We start from the raw sequence: 21,348 nt of genomic DNA, 5'->3' as shown, positions 1-21,348 counted from the left end.
GAGCTTGCTCGCGATAGCGGTGGGAAGTGGGTTACAGCCACCGCGGCGTGGTGAAGAACGAGGCCATTTCCGAGCGGGCCAGTGCCGCGCCGAAGTACGGGCCTTGGACATGGTCGCAGGCCACGTTGCGCAGTTGGCTGAATTGCAGAGCGTTTTCGATGCCTTCGGCGGTGACCATGAGCCCTACGCTGCGGCTCAACCGGATCATCGCCAGGACGCCGTCCTTGTCGTCCTCCAGGCCCAACTGCGAAAGGATGTTGCGATCGAAGCGGATGCCATCGAACGGCTGGTCCAGCACCTCGCGCAGGGAGGCGATGCTGGTGCCGAATTTGTCGATGTTGATCCGCACGCCGAGGTCCTTGAGCGCATGGAGGGTGCTGGCGACGGTCTTGTGGTCGGCCAGCAGAACCCCTTCGGCCACTTCCAGGGTCAGCCGGTGAGGGGCCAGGCCACTCGCTTCGAGGGCTTCTTGCACCTGGTTGAGCAGGAAGTTGCTGTTGAACCACCGAGGTGAAACCGCGATGGAGACATTGACGGCGCTCGGCCAGGTCGCGGCCTCTTCACAGACATTGATCAACATCCAGGTACCCAGCTCTTCCAGTTGGCCCGAGGTTTCGGCCACCGGTATGAAGTCGGCCCCAGCCAGCTCACCTTTCTCGGGATGGTGCCAAAAGGTCTGGGCTTCGAAACCGTGCAGTTGCTCGGCGCTCACATCGAAGCGAGGCAAGTAGCGCAGTTCCAGTTGGTCCCGCTGCATGGCGTCGCGCAGTTGCTGCTCGTATCGCCGCCGGTCGCGGGCCAGGTTGCCCATGGCTTCCACATACACGCGCCAGGTGTTGCGGCCTGCTGCCTTGGCCGCATACAAGGCGATATCGGCGTGGCGCAACAGTTCATCGGCGCGTTCGTCACCGGGCTGCGCCCAGGCAACGCCGATGCTCACCCCCAGGTACAGCGTATTGCCGTCCAGGTGCATGGGCCGTTGCATGCAATCGATCAGCCGTTCACACAGTTGATCGAGATCGTCGGCGTCGCCGGGGTCGGGCATGACAATGACAAATTCATCACCGCCCAGGCGCGCCACCAGATCGGTGTCACGGACGTTTTGCTGGAGGATATGCGCCACTTCCCTGAGCACTTTATCGCCCACGGCATGCCCCAGGGAGTCGTTGACTGGCTTGAACCGATCCATGTCCAGGTTCAGCAGCACCAGAGGCGGGCGATCAGGTCGATCCAGGTGTTCGCGCAGGCAATCGAACAAGCGGTTGCGGTTGGCCAGCCCGGTCAGCGGATCATGCAAGGAAAGGTGTTTGATCTGGGCCAGCGCCCGCAATTCATCGGTGATGTCGGTGGCGGTGCCGCGAAAACCCAGGGTGCCGGCCTCGATGGCCCGTACCGACAGTTTGCAGGTGCGGATGCGCTGGTTGCGCGCGGTGTACTCGCACAACAGCGGTGCAGAAGAGAGGCTGTTAGCGCCGCCGAGCAGCCATTGGGCAATCGAGATCGAGCCGCCATGGGGATGAAGCAGCCGGTGCAGAGGTTTGCCCAGCCACTCCGTGGGGTTGAACCCGGTCACTTGTTCGAAGCGTTCCGACAGGTAGGTCAGCGTCCCGGTCGAATCGACCTCCCACAACCAGTCGGATGAGACTTCGGCAATGTCGCGGAAACGTTCTTCACTGCGTTCCAGCGCCTTGCGGTGGGCCAGCAGGCTGGCGTATTGGCTTTCCTGGGCGCGAAGCATCACCAAGGCATGGCGCAGAACGGCCAGCGCCAGGATTCCCAGTATCAGCAGCGCCAGGGCCAGCAAAGGCAACAGCACCTTGCGCAGATCCTGGCCTGGCGTTTGTGGTCGCCAGGCCAGGGCCTCCAGGGTCAGGTTGTCGAGCAGCAGTTGGGCGGTATCGGCTGGGCCGGGTGTCCTGGCGATATGGGCATCGGGCAGGGCGAAGTCCCGCGCCAGGTTTTCCAGGGCGCCGGGGTCCAGGACCTTGACGAAGAGCATCAGGCTCGGCGGGCCGGGAATTTGCGCCACGCTGTTGTCCGTGCCGGTGGTGATGGCGGACACGGCGACGAACGCCGGGGCATCTTCGTGATGCAGCATTTCGACGACCACTTCGTCGTGATTTTCCTCGGTGCTGGCTTTGTTCCACAGGGCGCGCAGGTCGCCGGTCAGCCAGGTGTCGGCATCGACGTCGCTCATTTGGCCATCGATCACCGAATAGACGGTCTTGCCGGTCGGGGAAATGACAAACACCGCCTGGTAACCATAGAGCGAATACACACTGCTGCCGACGTTTTCCTGGTCATAGGCCCATTCCTTGTCGACCTGGACATGCAGGTGCCGGTAGGCGTCGCTCCACTTGGAATAGTCGCTCAGGTCCCGGCCGATGCCGGTGCGAATCCCCTCGATGGCCCGCTGGGCGAAAAACAGGCTCTGCTCCCGGGCGCGTCTGTCCTGGGCGCCGGTGATATTGAGCAGCACGGCGATCGCCAGTGCGGACATGACAAAGAGCAGAAGCATGATGGCCGGAAAAGTGCGACGGGTGAAGCTACGGGTTGGCGAGCCCGGGGAAGGGACAATCGAGTCGTTGCCAGTATTTTCAGTCATAAAGATAAGTCATCAGCGCAAAAAGCGATTTCACCCGCACGTGTCTTGTATCGGCGGAGAGGCTGATTTACTTAGTTGTGTTAACGAAAGGGCCGACGGGCTGCGTTGTCTTCGTCATGTGCGGGCCTTGAAGCGTGATGCCCACTCCAGGGCCCATCCCGTTGGCGCAGGGCGTTGACCCCGGCGGCGGCCAGCAGGGCGATGAACGCGGCAAGCGTGGCCAAGGCCATGTCCTTTTGGGAATCCCATGGATCTTGTTGGGCGCCGACAAAGGCCTTGGCGGTATCGCCTCCAATATAGGCACCGCCCAACCATTCGATGATCTCGTAAATGGCCGACGACGCGAGAATCAGGCTCCAGGCCAGGAAATAGCCCCTGAACCCCGTTGTTGGCGCAACCCGCAGCAAAACCTCGCGCAACGGATACGCCAGCAGCAGGCCGTAGCTGAAGTGCACCAGTCGATCGAACTGGTTGCGCTGGAAACCCATGAGCTGATCCAGCGACGGGCCCCCGGTCAGGGCCTGCCACCACGAGTTGTATGGCACCTTGGCATAGGTGTAGTGGGCGCCGACTTCATGGATGCAGAGGAACACGAAGAGCAGCGTGGCCGACAGCCGTGAAAAGTGAAATCGCCGATGAACGGTCACCAGGACGACCAATAACGCAATGACCAGCAGGTTTTCCGCCAGCCAGTCACTGCGTTTCAGCGGCGCGATGGCCAACCATCCCCACAGCACGCAGAACGCCAGCAGCAGGGACCGTTCATAGCGACGATGCAGCTCATCGGTTGGCATCGCGTCAGCCTCACTCTTTATCCGTGCGATGGCCCGGCAGCAGGGTGCTCAGTACCTGCTTGGCGGTCTCGACCACGATGCCTCGCTCGTTCGGGTCGCCCTGGAGCAGGGTCGAGGCAAACTTTTTCGCCTGCTCCAGCTTGATGTGCGGCGGCAGCGGTGGCACGTCGGGGTCGGTGCGAAACTCGATCAGCACCGGACGATCCGCCGCCAGCGCGGTTTCCCAGGCCGTGGCCACGTCGTCCTCATGCAGCACCAGGATGCCCTTCAGGCCAATGGATTCGGCGAACAGGTGGTAGGGCACGTCGGGGATGTCCTGGGAGGCGGCGAATTTCGGATCGCCCTCCATGACCCGCTGTTCCCAGGTCACCTGGTTCAAATCCCGATTGTTGAACACCGCGCAGATCCAGGTGGCGTTGGCCCAGGTACGCCAGTATTTGGCGACGGTGATCAGTTCGGCCATGTTGTTCATCTGCATGGCGCCATCGCCCACCAGGGCGACCACCGGCCGCTCCGGATGGCAGAACTTCGCCGCGATGGCATAGGGCACGGCCGCGCCCATCGACGCCAGGCCACCGGACAGCGAACACATCATGCCGCGACGGATCTGGATGTCCCGGGCGAACCAGTTGGCGCAGGAGCCGGAATCGCAGGTGATGATGGCGTGTTCCGGCAGTCGCGGCGACAGTTCGAAGGTGACCCGCTGCGGATTGATCGGCTTGGCGGATACCCGGGCGCGTTTTTCCAGGGTCCGGTCCCAGCGTTCCCGCCAATGCTCGATTTTCTTGCGCCAGGCTCGGTCGGTTTTTTCTTCGATCAGTGGCAGCAGGGCGCGCAAGGTGTCAACGCTGTCGCCGTGCAGGCTGACTTCCATGGGATAGCGCAGGCTGAGCATGTCTGCCTGAATGTCGATCTGCACGCCCCGGGCCTGGCCTTCAGGGGGCAGGAACTCGGCGTAGGGAAAGCCGGAGCCGATCATCAGCAACGTGTCGCAGCCGGCCATCAGGTTATCGCTGGGCTCGGTGCCGAGCAGACCGATGGTGCCCGTGACCCAGGGCAGGTCATCCGGCACGGCGGCCTTGCCCAGCAGCGCCTTGGCCACGCCGGCGCCGAGCTTCTCGGCGATGGCGATCACCTCGTCGGTGGCATGCAGTGCTCCGGCACCCACCAGGATGGCGACTTTCTTGCCGGCATTGAGGACGTCGGCGGCTTTGCGCAGGTCCTCTTCGTAGGGAACGATGCTGGGCTTGCGGTAGCCGACGCCGGAGTGAACCGTACCGTGCTTGTGACGTGGCGCGGTGTATTCCATGTCCTGGAGGTCGTTCGGCAGGATCAGCGCCGTCACCCGGCGCTCGCCCACCGCCGTGCGTACGGCACGGTCCAGCAGGTGACGCACCTGGGCGGGCACGCTGGCTTGTTGCACGAACGCCCCGGCCACGTCCTTGAACAGGCTGACCAGGTCCAGTTCCTGCTGGTAATGCCCGCCGAGTGCGGCGCGCGCCTGTTGGCCGCTGATGGCGAGCACTGGCATGTGGTCCATCCGGGCGTCGTAGAGACCGGTCACCAAGTGGGATGCACCGGGCCCGGAGGTGGCGATGCAGACCCCCAGCTCGCCGGTGAACTTGGCGTGGGCACAGGCCATGAACGCGGCCATTTCCTCGTGGCGGGCCTGGATGAAGCGGATTTTTCCCTGGGCGCGGTTCAAGGCGCCAAACACGCCGTTGATGCCATCGCCCGGATAGCCATAGATACGGCGAACCCCCCATTCGTAAAGACGTTCCACCAGAAAATCACCGACGGTCATGCTCATGTCTGTCCCTCGTTTCGGGCCGCGGTCGCTCGGCGCGACGTGCAGCGGTTGACGTTCATACAGGACTTGACCGGCGCAGGCCTTCCAAGGTTTCGATTTTTTCAACCCCAGGGGCCTGAGGCTGGGCGGGCGTGTATCGCAGTGTGTACCGCACAGGCCCGGATACACCTGCTTGAAGAAGGCCCAGGCCGGCGACACAGGCTGGATACACACCGGCGATTAACTACGCCAGCCAGCCGACACCGAACCTCGGTGCGGGTGACTGGCGCCTTAATCGTCAATTGTCAGAGGAATACCCCATGCTCAACTTCTCCCGTCATTCGTCCCTTGCACTCGGCCTGGCCCTGGTCGGCGGCCTGGGTCTCTCCACGGCGGCTTCTGCCTTGACCATGAACGACCTGGCCCAGGGCTACACCCTGGCGGCAGCCGATACCGTGAAGAAACCCGCCGAAGGCAAGTGCGGCGAAGACAAGTTCGCCAAGACCGATACCAACCACGATGGCCAGGTCTCGCGGGACGAGTTCATCGCCGCTGCACCGGAGCGCGCGGCGGAGTTCGACAAGATCGACGCCAACCACGACGGCGGCATCTCGTTGCCGGAAGCCAAGCAATACCTGTCGGCCCAGGCGAAGACCGCCGAAGGCAAATGCGGCGAAGGCAAGTGCGGGGCGGCTATCGAGTCCTGATTCGCCCAGGTGGTGAGCCTGATGAGTTGATGAGGGCCCGTCAGGTCTGTGTAGGCGCTGTGTAGGAGCTGTCGAGTGCAACGAGGCTGCGATCTTTCCCCCGGCAATTGAGTCTGGAGTGAAAGATCAAAAGATCGCAGCCTCGCTTCGCTCGACAGCTCCTACACGGCACCTACAGACCCAGCGGGCCACGGGTGTTCGCGCCATGAGGCTCTCCACATCTCGTTTTCCCCAGGAGATGTGTCATGTTGAATTTACCTCAACCCTCGGCAGGCCTCGGCCTGCGCCGGGCCTTGCTCGATGAGTTGCGCCAGGCACCGGCCGGGGATTTCGATTTTCTCGAAGTTGCCCCGGAAAACTGGATCGGAATCGGCGGCCCCCATGGGGCCGCCTTGCATTCGCTGGCCGAACGTTATCCGTTGACGTGCCACGGCCTGTCGTTGTCCCTGGGCGGGCCGGCGCCGCTGGACCTGGCATTTCTCGGCCAGGTGCGCGCGTTTCTCGAACGTTTCAACGTGCCGCTTTACAGCGAGCATTTGAGCTACTGCGGCGATGACGGGCATTTGTATGACCTGTTGCCGCTGCCCTTTACCGAAGAAGCGGTGCATCACGTGGCGGCGCGGATCCGTCAGGCCCAGGATGTGCTGGGGCGGCGCCTGGCGGTGGAAAACGTCTCCTATTACGCCGCCCCCCAACAAGACATGAGCGAGCTGGAATTCACTCGGGCGGTGTTGCGCGAAGCCGATTGCGACCTGTTGCTGGACGTCAACAACGTCTACGTCAACTCGATCAATCACGGTTTCGATCCCCAGGCATTCCTGGCGGGCCTTGAGCCGGGGCGGGTGGTCGCGATGCATGTGGCCGGGCATTACGATGAGTCCGACACGTTGAAAATCGACAGCCATGGCGCACCGGTCAAACCGCTGGTCTGGGCGCTGCTGGCCCAGGCCTACGCGCGTTTCGGCGTGCGGCCGACTTTGCTCGAACGGGACTTCAACTTCCCGCCCTATGCCGCGCTGGTGGCCGAATTGCAGACGATTCGCCAGTTGCAACACCCAGCCGTCCCCCGCCCGGCGGTGACCCATGGCTGAGGCCCGGCAGACGCTGCATCAGCAGCAACAGGCGCTGACCCGTTACCTGCGCGACCCGGAACACCGCCCGGTTCCGACCGGCATGGACGCGGCGCGGGCACAGGTGTACCGCGACCTGATCTTCGAAAACATGCGCTCGCTGCTCAGCGGTACTTTCCCGGTGCTGGTGAGCGTGCTGGGGCAGGAGCACTGGTGTGCGTGTGTGCGCCGGTTCCTGCGCGAACACCGCTGCGTCACGCCCATGTTCGGTAAAATCGCCGAGGAGTTCGTGACCTACCTCGCGGTCCATCCATCGCCGGACTGGCCGCCGTTCGTGGCGGAGCTGGCGCACTATGAGTGGGTCGAGATGGCGCTGCTGCAATCCGAGGCCGAGCCGTTGCTGATTCATGATGAGTCCGCCTTGCTCGATCTGCCGCTGCGTGTCTCGCCCCTGGCCTGGCCGCTGGCTTACCAGTGGCCGGTGCATCGCCTGGCTCCGAGCTACCAGCCCTCGACGCCACCGGCCCAGCCGACGCTGTTGCTGGTGCGGCGCACGCCTGGGTTTGAGGTGCGCTTTGCCGAACTCAGCCCGTTGGCCTGGCGCCTTTTGCAGCGCATCGAGGAATATCCCGGGTTGGCGGGGCGAGGGCAGTTGCTGGCGCTGGCGCGGGAGGCGGGGGTGGCTTCGTTCGAATTCATGGACAGCGCCGTGGCGCTGTTGCGGCGGATGCAGGAGCAAGGGGTTGTTGGCGTGCAGCCACACTCCGTCAATTAAACCCACACCCTGTGGGAGCGAGCTTGCTCGCGATGGCGGTATGTCAGTCACTGTGAGGTCGACTGATCCACTGCTATCGCGAGCAAGCTCGCTCCCACAAGGGATTTTTGTCAGGCCTTGCTTGGGTGATGCAGTCCGCTCTTCAGCACGGCATCCACGCTCAGCTTCCCAGCCCCTTGCAGCACCAACGGCAGCAACGCCACCAGATAGATCAACGGCAGCTTGAAGTTGCCATGCCCCTTGTTGGTAATCGCATAACCCTGGGCCAGTTCGCTCAAGCTCGACCAGTCCGCCGGCCAGTGCACGGCAGCGGTCGCCACCACGGTGACGACGATCAGCACCAGTGCCGACAGGCGCGTGCCCAAGCCGATCAACAGGGCGATGGCGCCGATCAGTTCGGCCCACATCGCCAGTTCCCAGTTCCACTGGGCCGGCACATGGTCGAAGGGGAACGGGAAGGCGGACTGGATTTCGGCGAACCAGTTCTCGCCATTCCATTTTTCCAGGCCGGATTCGAAAAACTCCCAAGCCAGGAACAGGCGCAGGCCCAGCGGCGCGAGCCAGGCGCCTGCGTGATCGAGATGCAGGTGCAGTGTTTTCAGCACTTTTGAATACATGATCGGCCTCCCTGGGCTCAAGCGTGTTGCGGCCGTTGGCGGCGCTGAGTGGCCTGGGCCAGCTTGCCCAGCAGGCGGATGGCGGTGGCGGCGCAGATCAGGCCGAACGGCAGTACGTACCAGTCGCTCATGGGGATGCGCTTGAAATTGGAGTAGGCAAAGATCGCCGCCAGCACCCACATACCGGTGACGTGCAGGCGCTTCCAGGCCTTGAAACCGATCAGGCGCGTGGTGCTTTTGAACGAAGTCAGGGCCAGCAGCAGGATGAACACGTAGCCCACGGTGCCGGGCACGTTGCCGAGGGTGGTGCGGCCGGGCCAGAACTCGGTATTGAGCTGGCCGTAGCTGTATATCAGCACCGCGTGGACCAGATGGGAGAAGGCAAACGCCAGCCCGATGAAGCGTCGTTCACGCACCAGCGAGCGGCTCAGGGGCGAGGGCACCAGCACCGCGAATGCCGAGGCGGTGAAGGCCAGCAAGAAGAAGAGGAAGGACGAACGAGCCGTGGCACGAATGGCGCTGCGCACGCCTTCGGTGAGGTCTGGGTTGAGCACCAGGATCAACCCGGTCATCAACAGCACCAGGGCGGCGAGCAGGCTGAACAGCGACCAGCCCTGGAAACGAAGGGGAGATGCAGTTGCGGTAGGCATGTAAAGGCTCCTTGGATGTCGAGGCCCGGTCGTATTAGCCGCCGGGGTACGAGGAGTCTTTCAAGCCGGTGTAGGCGGGGTGTGTCCGCAACGCAGGATTGTGCAAGTTTGTGTATGCCGATCATCCGCGGACACACTGACATACAAACCCGCCTCCAAATCCAATACCCACAGGGGGATTGGTAAGGCATCAATCGGTATAGCGCCTCGGAGCAGTGTGGGAGCGAGCTTGCTCGCGATGGCGGTATGTCAGTCACTATGAGGTCGACTGACCCACTGCTATCGCGAGCAAGCTCGCTCCCACAGAGGTTGTTGGTTGTGTCAGCTTGCGAATGCCAGGCGCAACTCGGCGCATAGGCCGCCGCCGTCGCGGTTGCTCAGGGTCAGTGAGCCGCCCATGGCGATCGCCAGTTGCTGGGCGATGGCCAGGCCCAGTCCGGTGCCACCGGTTTCCCGGTTGCGCGAGCTTTCCACCCGGTAGAACGGTTTGAGCACCTCGGCCAGTTCCTGCTCGCTGATGCCGGGGCCACGGTCCAGCACCTGGATCGCCAGTTGCCCGTTATCGGCCGGTTGCACCTGGATCTGCGCCGCGCCGCCGAATTTCAAGGCGTTGTCCACCAGATTGACCAGCACCCGCCGTAGGGCATGGGGGCGGGTGTCGATGACGGCGGCGTTTTTCCCGGACAGCTGCACGTCCTTGCCGGTGTCCTGGTAGTCGAATACCAGGCTGTCGAGAAATGCATCCAGGCTGATCCGGCAACTGGCCTCGGTGGCGCCGTGGATACTGCGGGCATAGGCCACGCCTTCACGCACCAGGTGTTCCATTTCGCTCAAGTCGCTCCACAATTTGTTCCGTTCGATTCCTTCGTCCATGAACTCGGCGCGCAGCTTCATGCGTGTGATGGGCGTCTGCAAGTCATGGGAAATCGCCGCCAGCAACTGCATGCGCTCCTTGAGGTAGGCGGCGATGCGGTCCTGCATGGCATTGAAGGCCTTGGCCGCATGTACCACTTCGGTCGGACCCTTTTCGTCCAGGCGGACGCTGTGGGCGTTCGGGTCGAGGGTTTCCACCGCCTGGGCCAGCCGGGTCAGGGGGCCGACGGCGATGCGCACGGCCAGCCAGGTGCAGCCGATCAACAGCGCCAACTGCCCCAGCAACACCATCGGCAGCCAGGGGGAGAGGGGCATCATCGCCGGGCGTACGTCGATGGTCAGCGGGCTGCCGTCCCCCAGGCGCAGGAGCGCCTGATAGTGCATTTTCGGCCCGGGAATCTGCTTGAAGGTCAGGCCATAGGCCTGGCCGATGGCTTCCTGGATCGAACTGACCGAGATCGGCGCATCGGCAAGATCCATCGGTTGCCCGGGCTGGCCTTCGTCGAGCAGGTAGCCGTAGTTGCGCCGGGCGAGTTTCGGCAGCCAGGCCGGACGTTCGGCGGCAGGCAGGCGGTCGAGAATGGCGACGGAGGTCGAGACATCGGTTTCCAGGTTACCGAGCATGGTCGACTTGGCACTCTGATAGCGCTCGTAGTATTGGACACCGAAGGACAGGCCCTGGGCCAGGATCAGGCCGATCAGGAAGATCAGCGACAACCTCGAGGCCAGCGTTCGTGGCCAACGCAGCGGCAGACTCATACCGAGGCCTCGAGGATCTCCACCGGCAGCGAGAACACGTAGCCTTCGCTGCGCACGGTCTTGATGTAGGCCGGTTCCCGGGCGTCGTCCAGCAGGCGCTGGCGCAGGCGACTGACCAGCAAATCAATGGAGCGATCGAACAGGTCGGCGTCCCGGCCCTGGGTGAGGTTAAGCAACTGGTCGCGGTTGAGCACCCGTTGCGGATGATCGAGGAATACCCGCAACAAACGATATTCGGCGCCGCTCAAGGCAACCATGGTGCCGTCGGTGTCCAGCAGGTGGCGGGCGGTGGTGTCCAGGCGCCAGCGTCCGAACGCCAGCAGGCGACCGCTTTCGGTGACCACCAGGTTGGGCGGCAGCATGCGGGTGCGGCGCAGCACGGCGTTGATCCGCGCCAGCAGTTCACGGGCCGCAAACGGCTTGACCAGATAATCATCGGCGCCCATTTCCAGGCCGATGATGCGGTCTGTTTCGTCGTTGCGCGCGGTGAGCATCAGCACCGGCGTGGCCTTGTGCTTGCCGGCACGCAGTTCCCGACACAGCACCAGGCCGTCGTCGCCGGGCATCATGATGTCCAGCACGATCAGGTCCACCGGGGTGGTTTCCAGGAAGGCGCGCATTTGCCGACCGTCGGCGACGACGGTTGTGCGCAGGCCATTCTTTTTCAGGTAGTTGCCAACCAGCTCTCTGATCTCGCGATCGTCATCCACTATCAACACGTGATCGACATGATCCATGGTGTCCAGCTCCTCGGCGTTTCGTTGTGAGCAGTCTACAGGCGGCGGCCGGCCCGGCTCGCGGCGGTTTGTATTGCAGTGTATCTGGCGCGTGAAGGATACACAGCGATGCAAAAAGCCACGTGGCTCGATACAGACGCGATACCTGCGCGGCATTCAATGGCACCCATCGAGGCAACACAACGGGCCTCGGCAGATAAACCCCATTGAATCGAGGAATCGCCATGAACACCAAAGCCCTCTACGCCGCCTGCCTTTTCGCCGCGCTGAACATCTGCACCCTGTCGGCCCGGGCCGAAAGCAACGTGCAGGCCCACAGCTACACCTACGGCACCCACCTGGACATCCAGAAGGTGCTTTCCCTTACCGAAGACGCCGAGCCGACCTGCGGCGTGGTCAACGCCCACATGACCTACCTGGACTCGGCAGGCCACGAGCAAGCGCTGGACTATCGCAAGTTTTCCGATAACTGCAGCAACCAGAACTGAGATAAACACCCTGGTTATGGCTGCCAGGTCCCTGTGGCGAGGGGATTTATCCCCGCTGGGTCGCGAAGCGGCCCCCTTTATTTACCCGATGAGTCGAGTTGCCAGGGTTTGGGCCGCTTCGCAGCCCAGCGGGGATAAATCCCCTCGCCACAAAGGTGTTGGCTCTTATTGATGTTTCAGCCCATTTGAGGTGTTGCCATGCTTCTGATCGCTTTTCTCGGCGGGATCCTGACGATCCTCAGCCCCTGTATTCTTCCTGTGGTGCCGTTTCTGTTCGCCCGGGCCGACCGCTCCCGCGGCTCGGTGCTGCTGACTCTCGGCGGCATGGTGCTGACGTTCGCCCTGGTCTCCAGCCTGGCGGTGGTCAGTAGCGAATGGGTGGTGCGCGCCAGCAGCCTCGGGCGGCAAGTCGCCTTGGTGGTGATGGTGGTGTTCGCCTTGTCATTGATTTTCAGCCGGGTCGGCATCTGGCTGGCGCGGCCGCTGGTCAGCCTGGGCAATCGCCTGGACGCCGGGGCCGGGCGGATGGCCGGGCCGGTGGCTTCGGTGCTGATCGGGGTCGCTACCGGGCTGCTCTGGGCACCGTGCGCCGGACCGATACTCGGGGTGATCCTGACCGGCGCCATGCTGCAAGGCGCCAGCGCACAAACCAGCCTGCTGTTGCTCGCCTACGGCCTGGGCAGCGCCTTGTCCCTGGGCACATTGATCCTGGCCGGGCGTGGTCTGGTCGGGCGCCTGAAACTCTCGCTGCCGATCACCACCTGGTTGCGCCGGGGAACGGGGGCGGTGGTGTTGCTGGCAGCCGTGGCGATTGGCACCGGGGCGGACGATCGCTTGTTGGCGGGGACTTCCTCCCAACCCTCGGCCACCTTGGAGAAAAGCCTGCTGGAGAGCGTGCCCAAGGCCATCGACTATGTGGTGAGCAAGGCCGGCGCCAGCGCCATGCCGGCCCTCGAATCCCAGGGCGCCATGCCTGCACTGGACGGCGCGGTGCAATGGCTGAACTCGCCACCACTGAACAGCGAGTCACTGCGGGGCAAGGTGGTGCTGGTGGACTTCTGGACCTACGACTGCATCAACTGCCAGCACACCTTGCCCTATGTGAACGCTTGGGCGAAGAAGTATGAAAAGGACGGGCTGGTGGTGATCGGTGTCCACACCCCGGAATACGGCTACGAGAAGATCATCGACAACGTACGCGAGCAGGTACGCAAGCTGGACATCCACTACCCGGTGGCGATCGACAACCAGTATGCGATCTGGCGCGCCTTCAACAATCAGTACTGGCCGGCCCATTACGTCATCGATGCCAAGGGACAGGTGCGCTACAGCCATTTTGGCGAAGGGCGCTACGGCGAGCAGGAGCAGGTGATCCAGCAGTTGTTGCAGGAGGCGAAGGCAAGCCAAGTTAATAATTAAAATTTGTTTTATTTCATTGGCTTATGATCATATTCTCTATCTGTTTCTAGTTTGTCGTGCCGCCACAGAGGGCGTATGCAAATGCTGGCCCCTTGCTCACTTTTATACGGTCAAACTTCTTTCCTTTCAGGAAGTTGGGCGACAAACCTATGCGTATTTCTATGTGGGTCGTAACGACGTTTCTCCTGGCCGCCGTCTCGCTTGGGGCCCAGGCCAAGGCGCTGACGCAGAACCAGCAATCGGTGTGCCGCTGGGGTTCGGACATTGCGGCGGGCGCGCAGGCGTCGAAGCTTTCTGGCGTCAGCCTGTACGGCGCGCGCAAGAAGCTGCAAGTGCGCAAGTTTCCCCGGCCCTGGATGCGCATGACCGCCCTGGGCATTACCGAGCAGACTTACAACAGCGCTTCGCGTCTGAAACCTGCTGCGGTCAAGCAGACCTACTACGAACAATGTGTCCGTCACGAGTTGGCACGCCGATAGGCCTCAGGCCGGGCTCCGGCCTGGCATCTCGATACCGTGCTGATGCACCCGTCGATACAGGGTCGCCCGGGAGATGCCCAGGGCCCGGGCGGCGGCGGTGGGTTTCCAGCGGTGGCGCACCAGGGCATCGAGCAGCGCCTGGCGTTCCGGGCTGGCGCTCGGCTCCGGTCCATGAACGGCGGCGTCTGCACGGTGCAATGACTCGGGCAGGTGGCTGAGTTGGACCACACTGGCTTCGCACACTGCGCAGGCGTAGCGCAGCACATGGCGCAACTGGCGGACATTGCCCGGCCAGGGATAACCGAGCAGGCATTCCAGCGCCGCGCCGCTCAATTGCACCGTTCCCCCGCAGAGCGCCGACTCCTCGGCAAGAATTCGATTGATCAGCGCCAGCCGGTCGCTGCGTTCACGCAACGGTGGTAGCTGGAAACGCGCGCCACCGAGGCGGAAATACAAGTCCTCACGAAACTCGCCAGCGGCCACCAAGGTCTCCAGGTCGCGGTGGGTGGCGCAGATCACCTGGATGTCCACGGCCTTGCGGCGGGATGCCCCCAGCGGCGCCACTTCACCCTCGGCCAGCACCCGCAGCAGCCGGGTCTGCAAGGCCAGCGGCATGTCACCGATCTCATCGAGGAACAAGGTGCCGCCGTCGGCCTGTTGCAGCAGGCCTTGCATGCCTTTGGCCGAGGCACCGGTGAAGGCGCCGGCGACGTAGCCGAACAATTCGCTTTCGATCAGGCTTTCGGGAATGGCGGCGCAATTCAACGCCACGAAAGGGCGATCACGGCGCTGGCTGGCCTGGTGCAACTGCCGGGCGAACACTTCCTTGCCGGAACCGGTTTCGCCCTGGATCAGCACCGGCAGGTTGCGATCCTTGACCCGTACCGCCAGGCGCAGGCTATCGGCCAGGCGCGGATCGATCTCGGCAGGCGTCATCGCCACCCGTGGACGCGAATTGGCCCGCTGGCGGGGCGCGCTCAAGCGGCCATGCAAAGCGTGATCGAGGAGGCAGAGGCTTTCGTCCCGGGCACGGTGAAGCCGCTGCTGGTCGAACACCTGGCCAATGTGTTGCGGCAACTGTCCGTAATGTTGCAGCAGGTATTGGCGGGCGGCCGGGTTCAAGGCTTGCAGGCAACCGTCGTCATCCCAGGCGAAGAGGAAGTCAGGCTGGCTGTCGACGTAGCCGGCGTTGCGATGGGCCCGCAGCACCCAGTAGCCCTGGGCACTGCTCATGAAAAACGCCTGCTCGATCTCCCGGGCGCTCTGCACCACCATTTGCCGGATCAGGTGCTGCGAGCGCCGATCATCCGGCGAGCGCACTGCCGAAACGTCCAGCACCCCGAGCAATTCGCCCTGGGGGTCGAAGACCGGTGCGGCGGAGCAGGTCAGGCCAATGAACGCCGCGCGGAAATGGTCGCGCTTGTGCACCGTCACCGGGGCTTTGCCCGTGAGCACCGCCGCTACGCCACAGGTGCCTTCTTCCCCCTCCGACCAACACGTGCCCAGGTACAGCCCGGCCTTGCGGCAGTCATTGCGGATCGTGGTTTCCACCCGATAGTCGATGGTCTGGCCCTGGGCATCGGTCAAGAGCACGCAGTAGTCGGCATCACGTACCCGGCCATGGAGGCGGGCCACTTCTTCGCTGGCGATATTGAGAAACAGCTCGGAGCGCTCGCGGCATTGTTTGAGCACGTCCTGGGACAGGATACGCGGGCCCTGTAGCGAACCAGGGTCCAGGTGATGTTGCTCCAGGGAGCGACGCCAGGAGTCGAGGATCAGGTCCGGGACCGGCAGTTGAGGCAATTGCGCCGCGTTTTTCACCACGCGGCTGACGCAATCCACGTGCGCCCGGGAGTGAGCGGAAAGCATAGGGGCCTCCGATTCAGCTTCTTGTCGTTGTGCGCACATTAAGCGCCGTTCGCCGGGTGCAGACAAGCACGACGGGTTGTTCGGCAGGTGTGAGACGCCACGTCTCAGCGTCTCGCCGCCACCTCGTGCAGGCTGACATGGAGCGTCTCAGCGGGGCTCGCTTGGCCTCATCGGACATCACGCCTGGACCGCTCTGGTCCGGCTGTCTCCTGGACTTTTCCCGTAACTGGCACCGCCCTTGCTCTACCCCTGGAGCCCGCCCGCCGGGTCATCCAATAATAACAACGAGGTGCCTATGTTCTCCTGCCCAGGCCGTTCGCCTGTCTTTCCCGCGGTGGCGCCATGAGTCGCCGGCCACTGACCGTGGGCATCATTGCCAACCCCGCATCGGGCCGCGACGTGCGGCGCCTGACCGCCAATGCCGGGCTGTTTTCCAGCACCGACAAGGTCTCGGTGATCCAGCGCCTGCTGGCCGCTTTCGGTGCCACCGGCATCGAGCAGGTGTTGATGCCCACCGACATGATTGGCATGGCCGCCGCTGTGCTGAAGAACAGCCACAGCCGCCAGGCCCGCAGCAGCCACTGGCCGGCCCTTGAGTTCCTCGACCTGACCCTGCGCCAGACCGTCGAAGACACCCGCCGGGCCGCGCGCCTGATGGCTGAGCGCGAAGTGGCGCTGATCGCCGTGCTCGGTGGCGACGGGACCCACAAGGCGGTGGCCGCCGAAGTGGGGGACATCCCGTTGCTGACGCTGTCCACCGGCACCAACAACGCCTTTCCCGAACTGCGCGAGGCCACCAGTGCCGGGCTGGCCGGTGGCTTGTACGCCAGTGGCCGGGTTCCGGCGCAGATCGGTTTGCGCCGCAACAAGCGTTTGCTGGTTTGCGACGCCGGACGCGGCCTGCGCGAAATCGCCTTGGTGGACGTCGCGGTGTCGCCCCTGCGGTTTGTCGGTGCCCGGGCCATCAGTCGGGCACAGGACTTGGCCGAAGTGTTCGTGACCTTCGCCGAACCGCAGTCCATCGGCCTGTCGGCGCTGTGCGGCCTGTGGTTTCCGGTGTCACGCCAGGCACCGGGTGGTGCCTGGATGCGCCTGGACGCGCAATCCCCCGAAGCGCTGCTGGTGCCGCTCGCGCCGGGCCTGTTGCAGGGCTGTGGCGTGCTCGCCGCCGGCCCCCTGGAACCCGATGTCGCCCATGGCTTGTCGCTTTCCAGCGGCACCCTGGCCTTGGACGGCGAGCGGGAAATCGAATTCAACGTTCATGACCGGCCCACGGTCACCCTCGATGCCGGCGGTCCACTGAGCATCGACGTCAACGCGGTGCTGGCCTACGCCGCGCAACAACGTTTGCTGGCCATCGGCCGCGAACACCCGCAACACCCTCTGAATCTTCAAGAAGACACCCCAGGAGAATAAAAATGTCGACACCGCTCACCCACGACCAACTGCTGCACGCCTATCAGGTGATGCGCACCATTCGCGCCTTCGAAGAGCGCCTGCACGTGGAGTTCGCCACGGGTGAAATCCCCGGGTTCGTCCACCTGTATGCCGGCGAAGAAGCCTCGGCCGCAGGCGTCATGGCCCACTTGGGCGATGATGATTGCATTGCCTCCAACCACCGTGGCCATGGCCATTGCATCGCCAAGGGCGTGGACGTCTACGGGATGATGGCCGAGATCTATGGCAAGAAAACCGGCGTCTGCCAAGGCAAGGGCGGCTCGATGCACATCGCCGACTTCGAGAAAGGCATGCTCGGCGCCAATGGCATCGTCGGCGCCGGCGCGCCCCTGGTGGTCGGCGCGGCTTTGGCGGCCCGGCTCAAGGGGACTGACAGCGTCGCCGTGGTGTTTTTCGGCGACGGGGGCTCCAACGAGGGCGCGGTGTTCGAAGCCATGAACATGGCCTCGGTGTGGAACCTGCCGTGCCTGTTCGTCGCGGAAAACAACGGCTACGCCGAAGCCACCGCTTCCAATTGGTCGGTGGCCTGCGATCACATCGCCGACCGCGCGGCCGGGTTCGGCATGCCCGGCGTGACTGTCGACGGCTTCGACTTCTTTGCGGTGCATGAAGCCGCCGGGGCTGCCGTCGAACGCGCCCGTGCCGGGGAGGGGCCGTCGCTGATCGAGGTCAAGCTGACCCGCTACTACGGCCACTTCGAGGGCGACGCCCAGACCTACCGGGCCCCCGACGAGGTCAAGCACTTCCGCGAAAACCAGGACTGCCTGATGCAGTTCCGCGAGCGCACTACCCGGGCCGGCTTGCTCACCGTCGAGCAACTGGACCAGGTCGACAAGGAAGTGGACCTGCTGATTGAAAACGCCGTGTACAAGGCCAAGTCCGATCCCAAGCCCTCCGCAGCGGACCTGCTGACCGACGTCTACGTCAGCTATCCCTGAACGCCCTCCTGAACAACAAGAATAGAGAATCCCATCATGGCGAGAAAAATCAGCTATCAGCAGGCAATCAACGAAGCGCTGGCCCAGGAGATGCGCCGGGACTCAAGCGTGTTCATCATGGGTGAGGACGTGGCCGGTGGCGCTGGCGCACCCGGTGAAAAAGACGCCTGGGGCGGTGTACTTGGGGTGACCAAGGGTCTTTACGACCAGTTCCCCGGGCGCGTTCTGGACACGCCGCTCTCGGAAATCGGTTACGTCGGCGCGGCGGTCGGGGCTGCCACCTGCGGCGTACGCCCGGTGTGCGAACTGATGTTCGTCGACTTTGCCGGGTGCTGCCTGGACCAGATCCTCAACCAGGCGGCGAAGTTTCGCTACATGTTCGGCGGCAAGGCTTCCACGCCCCTGGTGATCCGTACCATGGTCGGCGCCGGCCTGCGCGCCGCGGCCCAGCATTCGCAGATGCTCACATCCTTGTGGACGCACATCCCAGGGCTGAAAGTGGTCTGCCCGTCATCGCCCTACGACGCCAAAGGCCTGCTGATCCAGGCGATCCGCGACAACGACCCAGTGATCTTCTGCGAGCACAAGCTGCTCTACAGCATGCAGGGTGAAGTGCCGGAAGAGCTCTACACCATCCCCTTTGGCGAGGCCAACTTCCTGCGCGACGGCAAGGACGTGACCCTGGTGTCCTACGGACGCATGGTCAACACCGCCATGGACGCCGCGCGCAGCCTGGCCGGGCGCGGTATCGACTGCGAAGTCATCGACCTGCGCACCACCAGCCCGATGGACGAGGACAGCATCCTCGAAAGCGTGGAGAAGACCGGGCGCCTGGTGGTGATCGATGAGGCCAACCCGCGCTGTTCCATGGCCACCGATATTTCCGCGCTGGTGGCGCAAAAGGCCTTTGGCGCGCTCAAGGCGCCGATCGAAATGGTCACCGCGCCGCATACGCCGGTGCCGTTCTCCGATGCCCTGGAAGACCTGTACATCCCTGACGCGGCGAAAATCGAGCAAGCCGTGCTCAACGTGATCGAGTGGAGCAAGCGCTGATGAGCCAGATTCATACCTTGACCATGCCCAAGTGGGGCCTGTCGATGACCGAGGGCCGGGTCGATGCCTGGCTCAAGGAGGAGGGCCAGGCCATCGCCAAGGGCGAGGAAGTGATGGATGTCGAGACGGACAAGATCTCCAGCAGCGTCGAGGCACCGTTCTCCGGAATCCTGCGCCGGCAGGTTGCCCGCCAGGACGAAACCCTGGCAGTCGGCGCCTTGCTCGGCATCGTCGTCGACGGCGAAGCCAGCGACGCCGAGATCGACGCGGTCATCGAGCAGTTCCAATCCAACTTCCTGCCCGGTGACGCAGCCGATGAAGACAGCGGTCCGACACCGCAGAAAGTCGAGTTGGACGGCCGGGTGATTCGCTATTTCGAACGCGGCGAGGGCGGCGTGCCGTTGGTGCTGGTGCACGGTTTCGGCGGCGACCTGAACAATTGGCTGTTCAACCATGAAGCACTGGCTGTCGGACGTCGGGTCATTGCCCTGGACCTGCCGGGCCATGGCGAATCGTCGAAAACCCTGCAACGCGGCGACCTGGACGAGCTGAGCGGCGTGGTGCTGGCCTTGCTCGATCACCTGGACATCCACGCTGTGCATCTGGTGGGGCATTCCATGGGTGGGGCGGTGTCGCTGAATGCCGCGCGTCTGATGCCCCAGCGGATACGGTCCTTGACCTTGATCGGCAGCGCCGGGCTGGGCGCGCAGATCAACGGCGGCTACCTGCAAGGTTTCGTCGAAGCGGCCAACCGCAACGCCCTCAAGCCGCCACTGGTGCAACTGTTCTCCAATGCCGAGCTGGTCACGCGCCAGATGCTTGACGACATGCTCAAGTACAAGCGCCTGGAAGGCGTGGACGCCGCCCTGCGGCAACTGTCAGCGACGCTGTTCGCCGACGGCCGCCAGCAGATGGACCTGCGCGATGTGGTGCAGGCCGGCCACGTACCGACCCTGGTGATCTGGGGCAGCGACGACGCAATCATCCCGGCGGCCCACAGCGAAGGGCTGGATGCCCAGGTCGAAGTGCTCTCCGGCCAGGGCCACATGGTGCAGATGGAAGCGGCCGAGCAGGTTAATCGATTGATTATCGAGTTCATTGGACAGCACTGACCAAGCGGGCGGCGATGAATCGCCGCCCCATAAAATACTCTGGAGGCAACTATGAACGTTTCAATCAAGCCGACCCGCAGCATGCGCGCCGCCGTCTGGCATGGCCGCAACGACATTCGCGTCGAAGACGTGCCACTGCCGGTTTCGCCGCCCGCCGGTTGGGTGCAGATCCGCGTGCAATGGTGCGGCATCTGCGGCTCGGACCTGCATGAATACGTGGCCGGGCCGGTGTTCATCCCGGTGGACGCGCCGCACCCGCTGACCGGGATCAAGGGCCAGTGCATCCTCGGCCACGAGTTCTGCGGCGAGATCGTCGAACTGGGCGCCGGCGTCGAAGGTTTCAGCGTCGGCGAGCCGGTGGCGGCCGATGCCTGCCAGCACTGCGGCACTTGCTATTACTGTACCCACGGGCTCTACAACATCTGCGAGAACCTGGCCTTCACCGGGCTGATGAATAACGGTGCGTTCGCGGAGTTGGTCAACGTGCCGGCGAACCTGCTCTACAAACTGCCTGCCGACTTTCCGACCGAGGCCGGTGCGTTGATCGAGCCGTTGGCGGTGGGCATGCATGCGGTGAAAAAGGCCGGCAGCCTGTTGGGGCAGAACGTGGTGGTGGTCGGTGCCGGAACCATCGGCCTGTGCACGATCATGTGCGCCAAGGCGGCCGGTGCGGCCAAGGTCATCGCCTTGGAGATGTCCGGTGCCCGCAAGGCCAAGGCCCTGGAAGTCGGCGCCAGCCACGTGATCGATCCGAACGAGTGCGACGCCCTGGCCGAAGTTCGCCGCCTGACCGCTGGCCTGGGGGCCGATGTCAGTTTCGAATGCATTGGCAACAAGCACACCGCCAAGCTGGCCATCGACCTGATCCGCAAGGCCGGCAAATGCGTGTTGGTGGGCATTTTCGAGGAACCGAGCGAGTTCAACTTCTTTGAACTGGTCTCCACCGAGAAACAAGTGCTCGGCGCGCTGGCTTACAACGGTGAGTTCGCCGATGTGATTGCCTTCATCGCCGACGGACGCCTGGACATCTCGCCGCTGGTGACCGGGCGCATCCAGTTGGAGGAGATCGTCGGGCAGGGCTTCGAGGAACTGGTGAACAACAAGGAGCACAACGTGAAGATCATCGTGTCTCCCGCACGGATCTGAGAGCGCCCGG

Annotated in this window: 19 protein-coding genes; 11 read left to right on the top strand and 8 right to left on the bottom strand. The window is 63.6% G+C overall.

Annotated features, from left to right (window positions below; all coding sequences use genetic code 11):
- Positions 1-31: 31 nt before the first annotated feature.
- The 3 genes from AB7M32_RS20255 to AB7M32_RS20245 form a co-directional block, all read right to left on the bottom strand.
- A complete protein-coding gene (locus AB7M32_RS20255) occupies positions 32-2,605 on the bottom strand; it encodes a bifunctional diguanylate cyclase/phosphodiesterase (protein WP_454251116.1) in 2,574 nt (857 codons plus the stop codon).
- A gap of 80 nt (positions 2,606-2,685) precedes the next feature.
- On the bottom strand, positions 2,686-3,399 hold the full coding sequence (locus tag AB7M32_RS20250) for a DUF2238 domain-containing protein (RefSeq protein WP_454251115.1): 714 nt from the start codon (positions 3,397-3,399) through the stop codon (positions 2,686-2,688).
- A 10-nt stretch (positions 3,400-3,409) separates the two neighbouring features.
- Entirely contained in the window at positions 3,410-5,209 is a 1,800-nt protein-coding gene (locus AB7M32_RS20245) for a thiamine pyrophosphate-requiring protein (protein ID WP_454251114.1), read from the bottom strand.
- Between the two features lie 299 nt (positions 5,210-5,508).
- Between AB7M32_RS20245 and AB7M32_RS20240 the strand changes: the two genes are divergently transcribed.
- The 3 genes from AB7M32_RS20240 to AB7M32_RS20230 all read left to right on the top strand — a co-directional run bounded on the left by AB7M32_RS20240 (position 5,509) and on the right by AB7M32_RS20230 (position 7,740).
- Positions 5,509-5,895 carry an EF-hand domain-containing protein gene (locus tag AB7M32_RS20240; RefSeq protein ID WP_092198357.1) on the top strand — a complete coding sequence of 129 codons (387 nt, stop codon included), beginning with the start codon at positions 5,509-5,511 and terminating at the stop codon, positions 5,893-5,895.
- 245 nt (positions 5,896-6,140) lie between these two features.
- Complete coding sequence (locus AB7M32_RS20235) at positions 6,141-6,986, top strand: HvfB family MNIO-type RiPP peptide maturase (protein WP_454251113.1); 846 nt, start codon at positions 6,141-6,143, stop codon at positions 6,984-6,986.
- Complete coding sequence (locus AB7M32_RS20230; RefSeq protein ID WP_454251112.1) at positions 6,979-7,740, top strand: HvfC family RiPP maturation protein; 762 nt, start codon at positions 6,979-6,981, stop codon at positions 7,738-7,740. The genes AB7M32_RS20235 and AB7M32_RS20230 overlap by 8 nt, the downstream gene beginning before the upstream one ends.
- A 110-nt stretch (positions 7,741-7,850) precedes the next feature.
- Here the strand turns inward: AB7M32_RS20230 and AB7M32_RS20225 are convergent, their stop codons facing one another.
- The 4 genes from AB7M32_RS20225 to AB7M32_RS20210 form a co-directional block, all read right to left on the bottom strand.
- Positions 7,851-8,357 (bottom strand): HvfX family Cu-binding RiPP maturation protein, encoded by a 507-nt coding sequence (locus AB7M32_RS20225; RefSeq protein ID WP_454251111.1) that lies wholly within the window; start codon positions 8,355-8,357, stop codon positions 7,851-7,853.
- 17 nt (positions 8,358-8,374) lie between these two features.
- A complete protein-coding gene (locus tag AB7M32_RS20220; RefSeq protein WP_454251110.1) occupies positions 8,375-9,007 on the bottom strand; it encodes a ferric reductase-like transmembrane domain-containing protein in 633 nt (210 codons plus the stop codon).
- Between the two features lie 321 nt (positions 9,008-9,328).
- On the bottom strand, positions 9,329-10,639 hold the full coding sequence (locus AB7M32_RS20215) for an ATP-binding protein (protein WP_454251109.1): 1,311 nt from the start codon (positions 10,637-10,639) through the stop codon (positions 9,329-9,331).
- Positions 10,636-11,376, bottom strand: a complete 741-nt coding sequence (locus AB7M32_RS20210; RefSeq protein ID WP_003202589.1) for a response regulator — start codon at positions 11,374-11,376, stop codon at positions 10,636-10,638. Before AB7M32_RS20210 ends, AB7M32_RS20215 begins: the two co-directional genes overlap by 4 nt.
- Positions 11,377-11,600: 224 nt before the next feature.
- Here AB7M32_RS20210 and AB7M32_RS20205 point away from each other — a divergent pair, with 224 nt between their 5' ends.
- From AB7M32_RS20205 to AB7M32_RS20195, 3 genes are all read left to right on the top strand, one after another.
- The gene (locus AB7M32_RS20205; RefSeq protein WP_072404435.1) at positions 11,601-11,864 is read left to right on the top strand and encodes a DUF2790 domain-containing protein; all 264 of its coding nucleotides are present in this window, start codon (positions 11,601-11,603) and stop codon (positions 11,862-11,864) included.
- A gap of 198 nt (positions 11,865-12,062) precedes the next feature.
- Entirely contained in the window at positions 12,063-13,283 is a 1,221-nt protein-coding gene (locus AB7M32_RS20200) for a cytochrome c biogenesis protein DipZ (RefSeq protein WP_454251108.1), read from the top strand.
- 149 nt (positions 13,284-13,432) lie between these two features.
- On the top strand, positions 13,433-13,762 hold the full coding sequence (locus tag AB7M32_RS20195; protein ID WP_060743197.1) for a hypothetical protein: 330 nt from the start codon (positions 13,433-13,435) through the stop codon (positions 13,760-13,762).
- 3 nt (positions 13,763-13,765) lie between these two features.
- On the opposite strand, the gene AB7M32_RS20190 is transcribed toward AB7M32_RS20195, so the two are convergent.
- Complete coding sequence (locus AB7M32_RS20190) at positions 13,766-15,631, bottom strand: sigma-54-dependent Fis family transcriptional regulator (RefSeq protein WP_454251107.1); 1,866 nt, start codon at positions 15,629-15,631, stop codon at positions 13,766-13,768.
- Positions 15,632-15,973: 342 nt separating this feature from the next.
- On the opposite strand from AB7M32_RS20190, the gene AB7M32_RS20185 reads away from it, so the two are divergent.
- The 5 genes from AB7M32_RS20185 (at position 15,974) to AB7M32_RS20165 (ending at position 21,338) form a co-directional block, all read left to right on the top strand.
- Positions 15,974-17,047 carry an ATP-NAD kinase family protein gene (locus AB7M32_RS20185; RefSeq protein ID WP_158455970.1) on the top strand — a complete coding sequence of 358 codons (1,074 nt, stop codon included), beginning with the start codon at positions 15,974-15,976 and terminating at the stop codon, positions 17,045-17,047.
- Positions 17,048-17,049: 2 nt separating this feature from the next.
- Entirely contained in the window at positions 17,050-18,027 is a 978-nt protein-coding gene (locus AB7M32_RS20180) for a thiamine pyrophosphate-dependent dehydrogenase E1 component subunit alpha (RefSeq protein WP_454251106.1), read from the top strand.
- A gap of 36 nt (positions 18,028-18,063) precedes the next feature.
- Positions 18,064-19,080, top strand: a complete 1,017-nt coding sequence (locus AB7M32_RS20175; protein ID WP_092172940.1) for an alpha-ketoacid dehydrogenase subunit beta — start codon at positions 18,064-18,066, stop codon at positions 19,078-19,080.
- Positions 19,080-20,192, top strand: coding sequence for an acetoin dehydrogenase dihydrolipoyllysine-residue acetyltransferase subunit (locus AB7M32_RS20170; protein ID WP_454251105.1), 1,113 nt, complete (start codon positions 19,080-19,082; stop codon positions 20,190-20,192). Before AB7M32_RS20175 ends, AB7M32_RS20170 begins: the two co-directional genes overlap by 1 nt.
- A gap of 81 nt (positions 20,193-20,273) precedes the next feature.
- Positions 20,274-21,338, top strand: coding sequence for a 2,3-butanediol dehydrogenase (locus tag AB7M32_RS20165; protein ID WP_407807054.1), 1,065 nt, complete (start codon positions 20,274-20,276; stop codon positions 21,336-21,338).
- Positions 21,339-21,348: the final 10 nt, after the last annotated feature.

The organism is Pseudomonas sp. R151218B TE3479, from assembly GCF_053629195.1.
The sequence above is the reverse complement of the archived record's forward strand: the minus strand, read 5'-3'. Positions and strand labels throughout refer to the sequence as shown.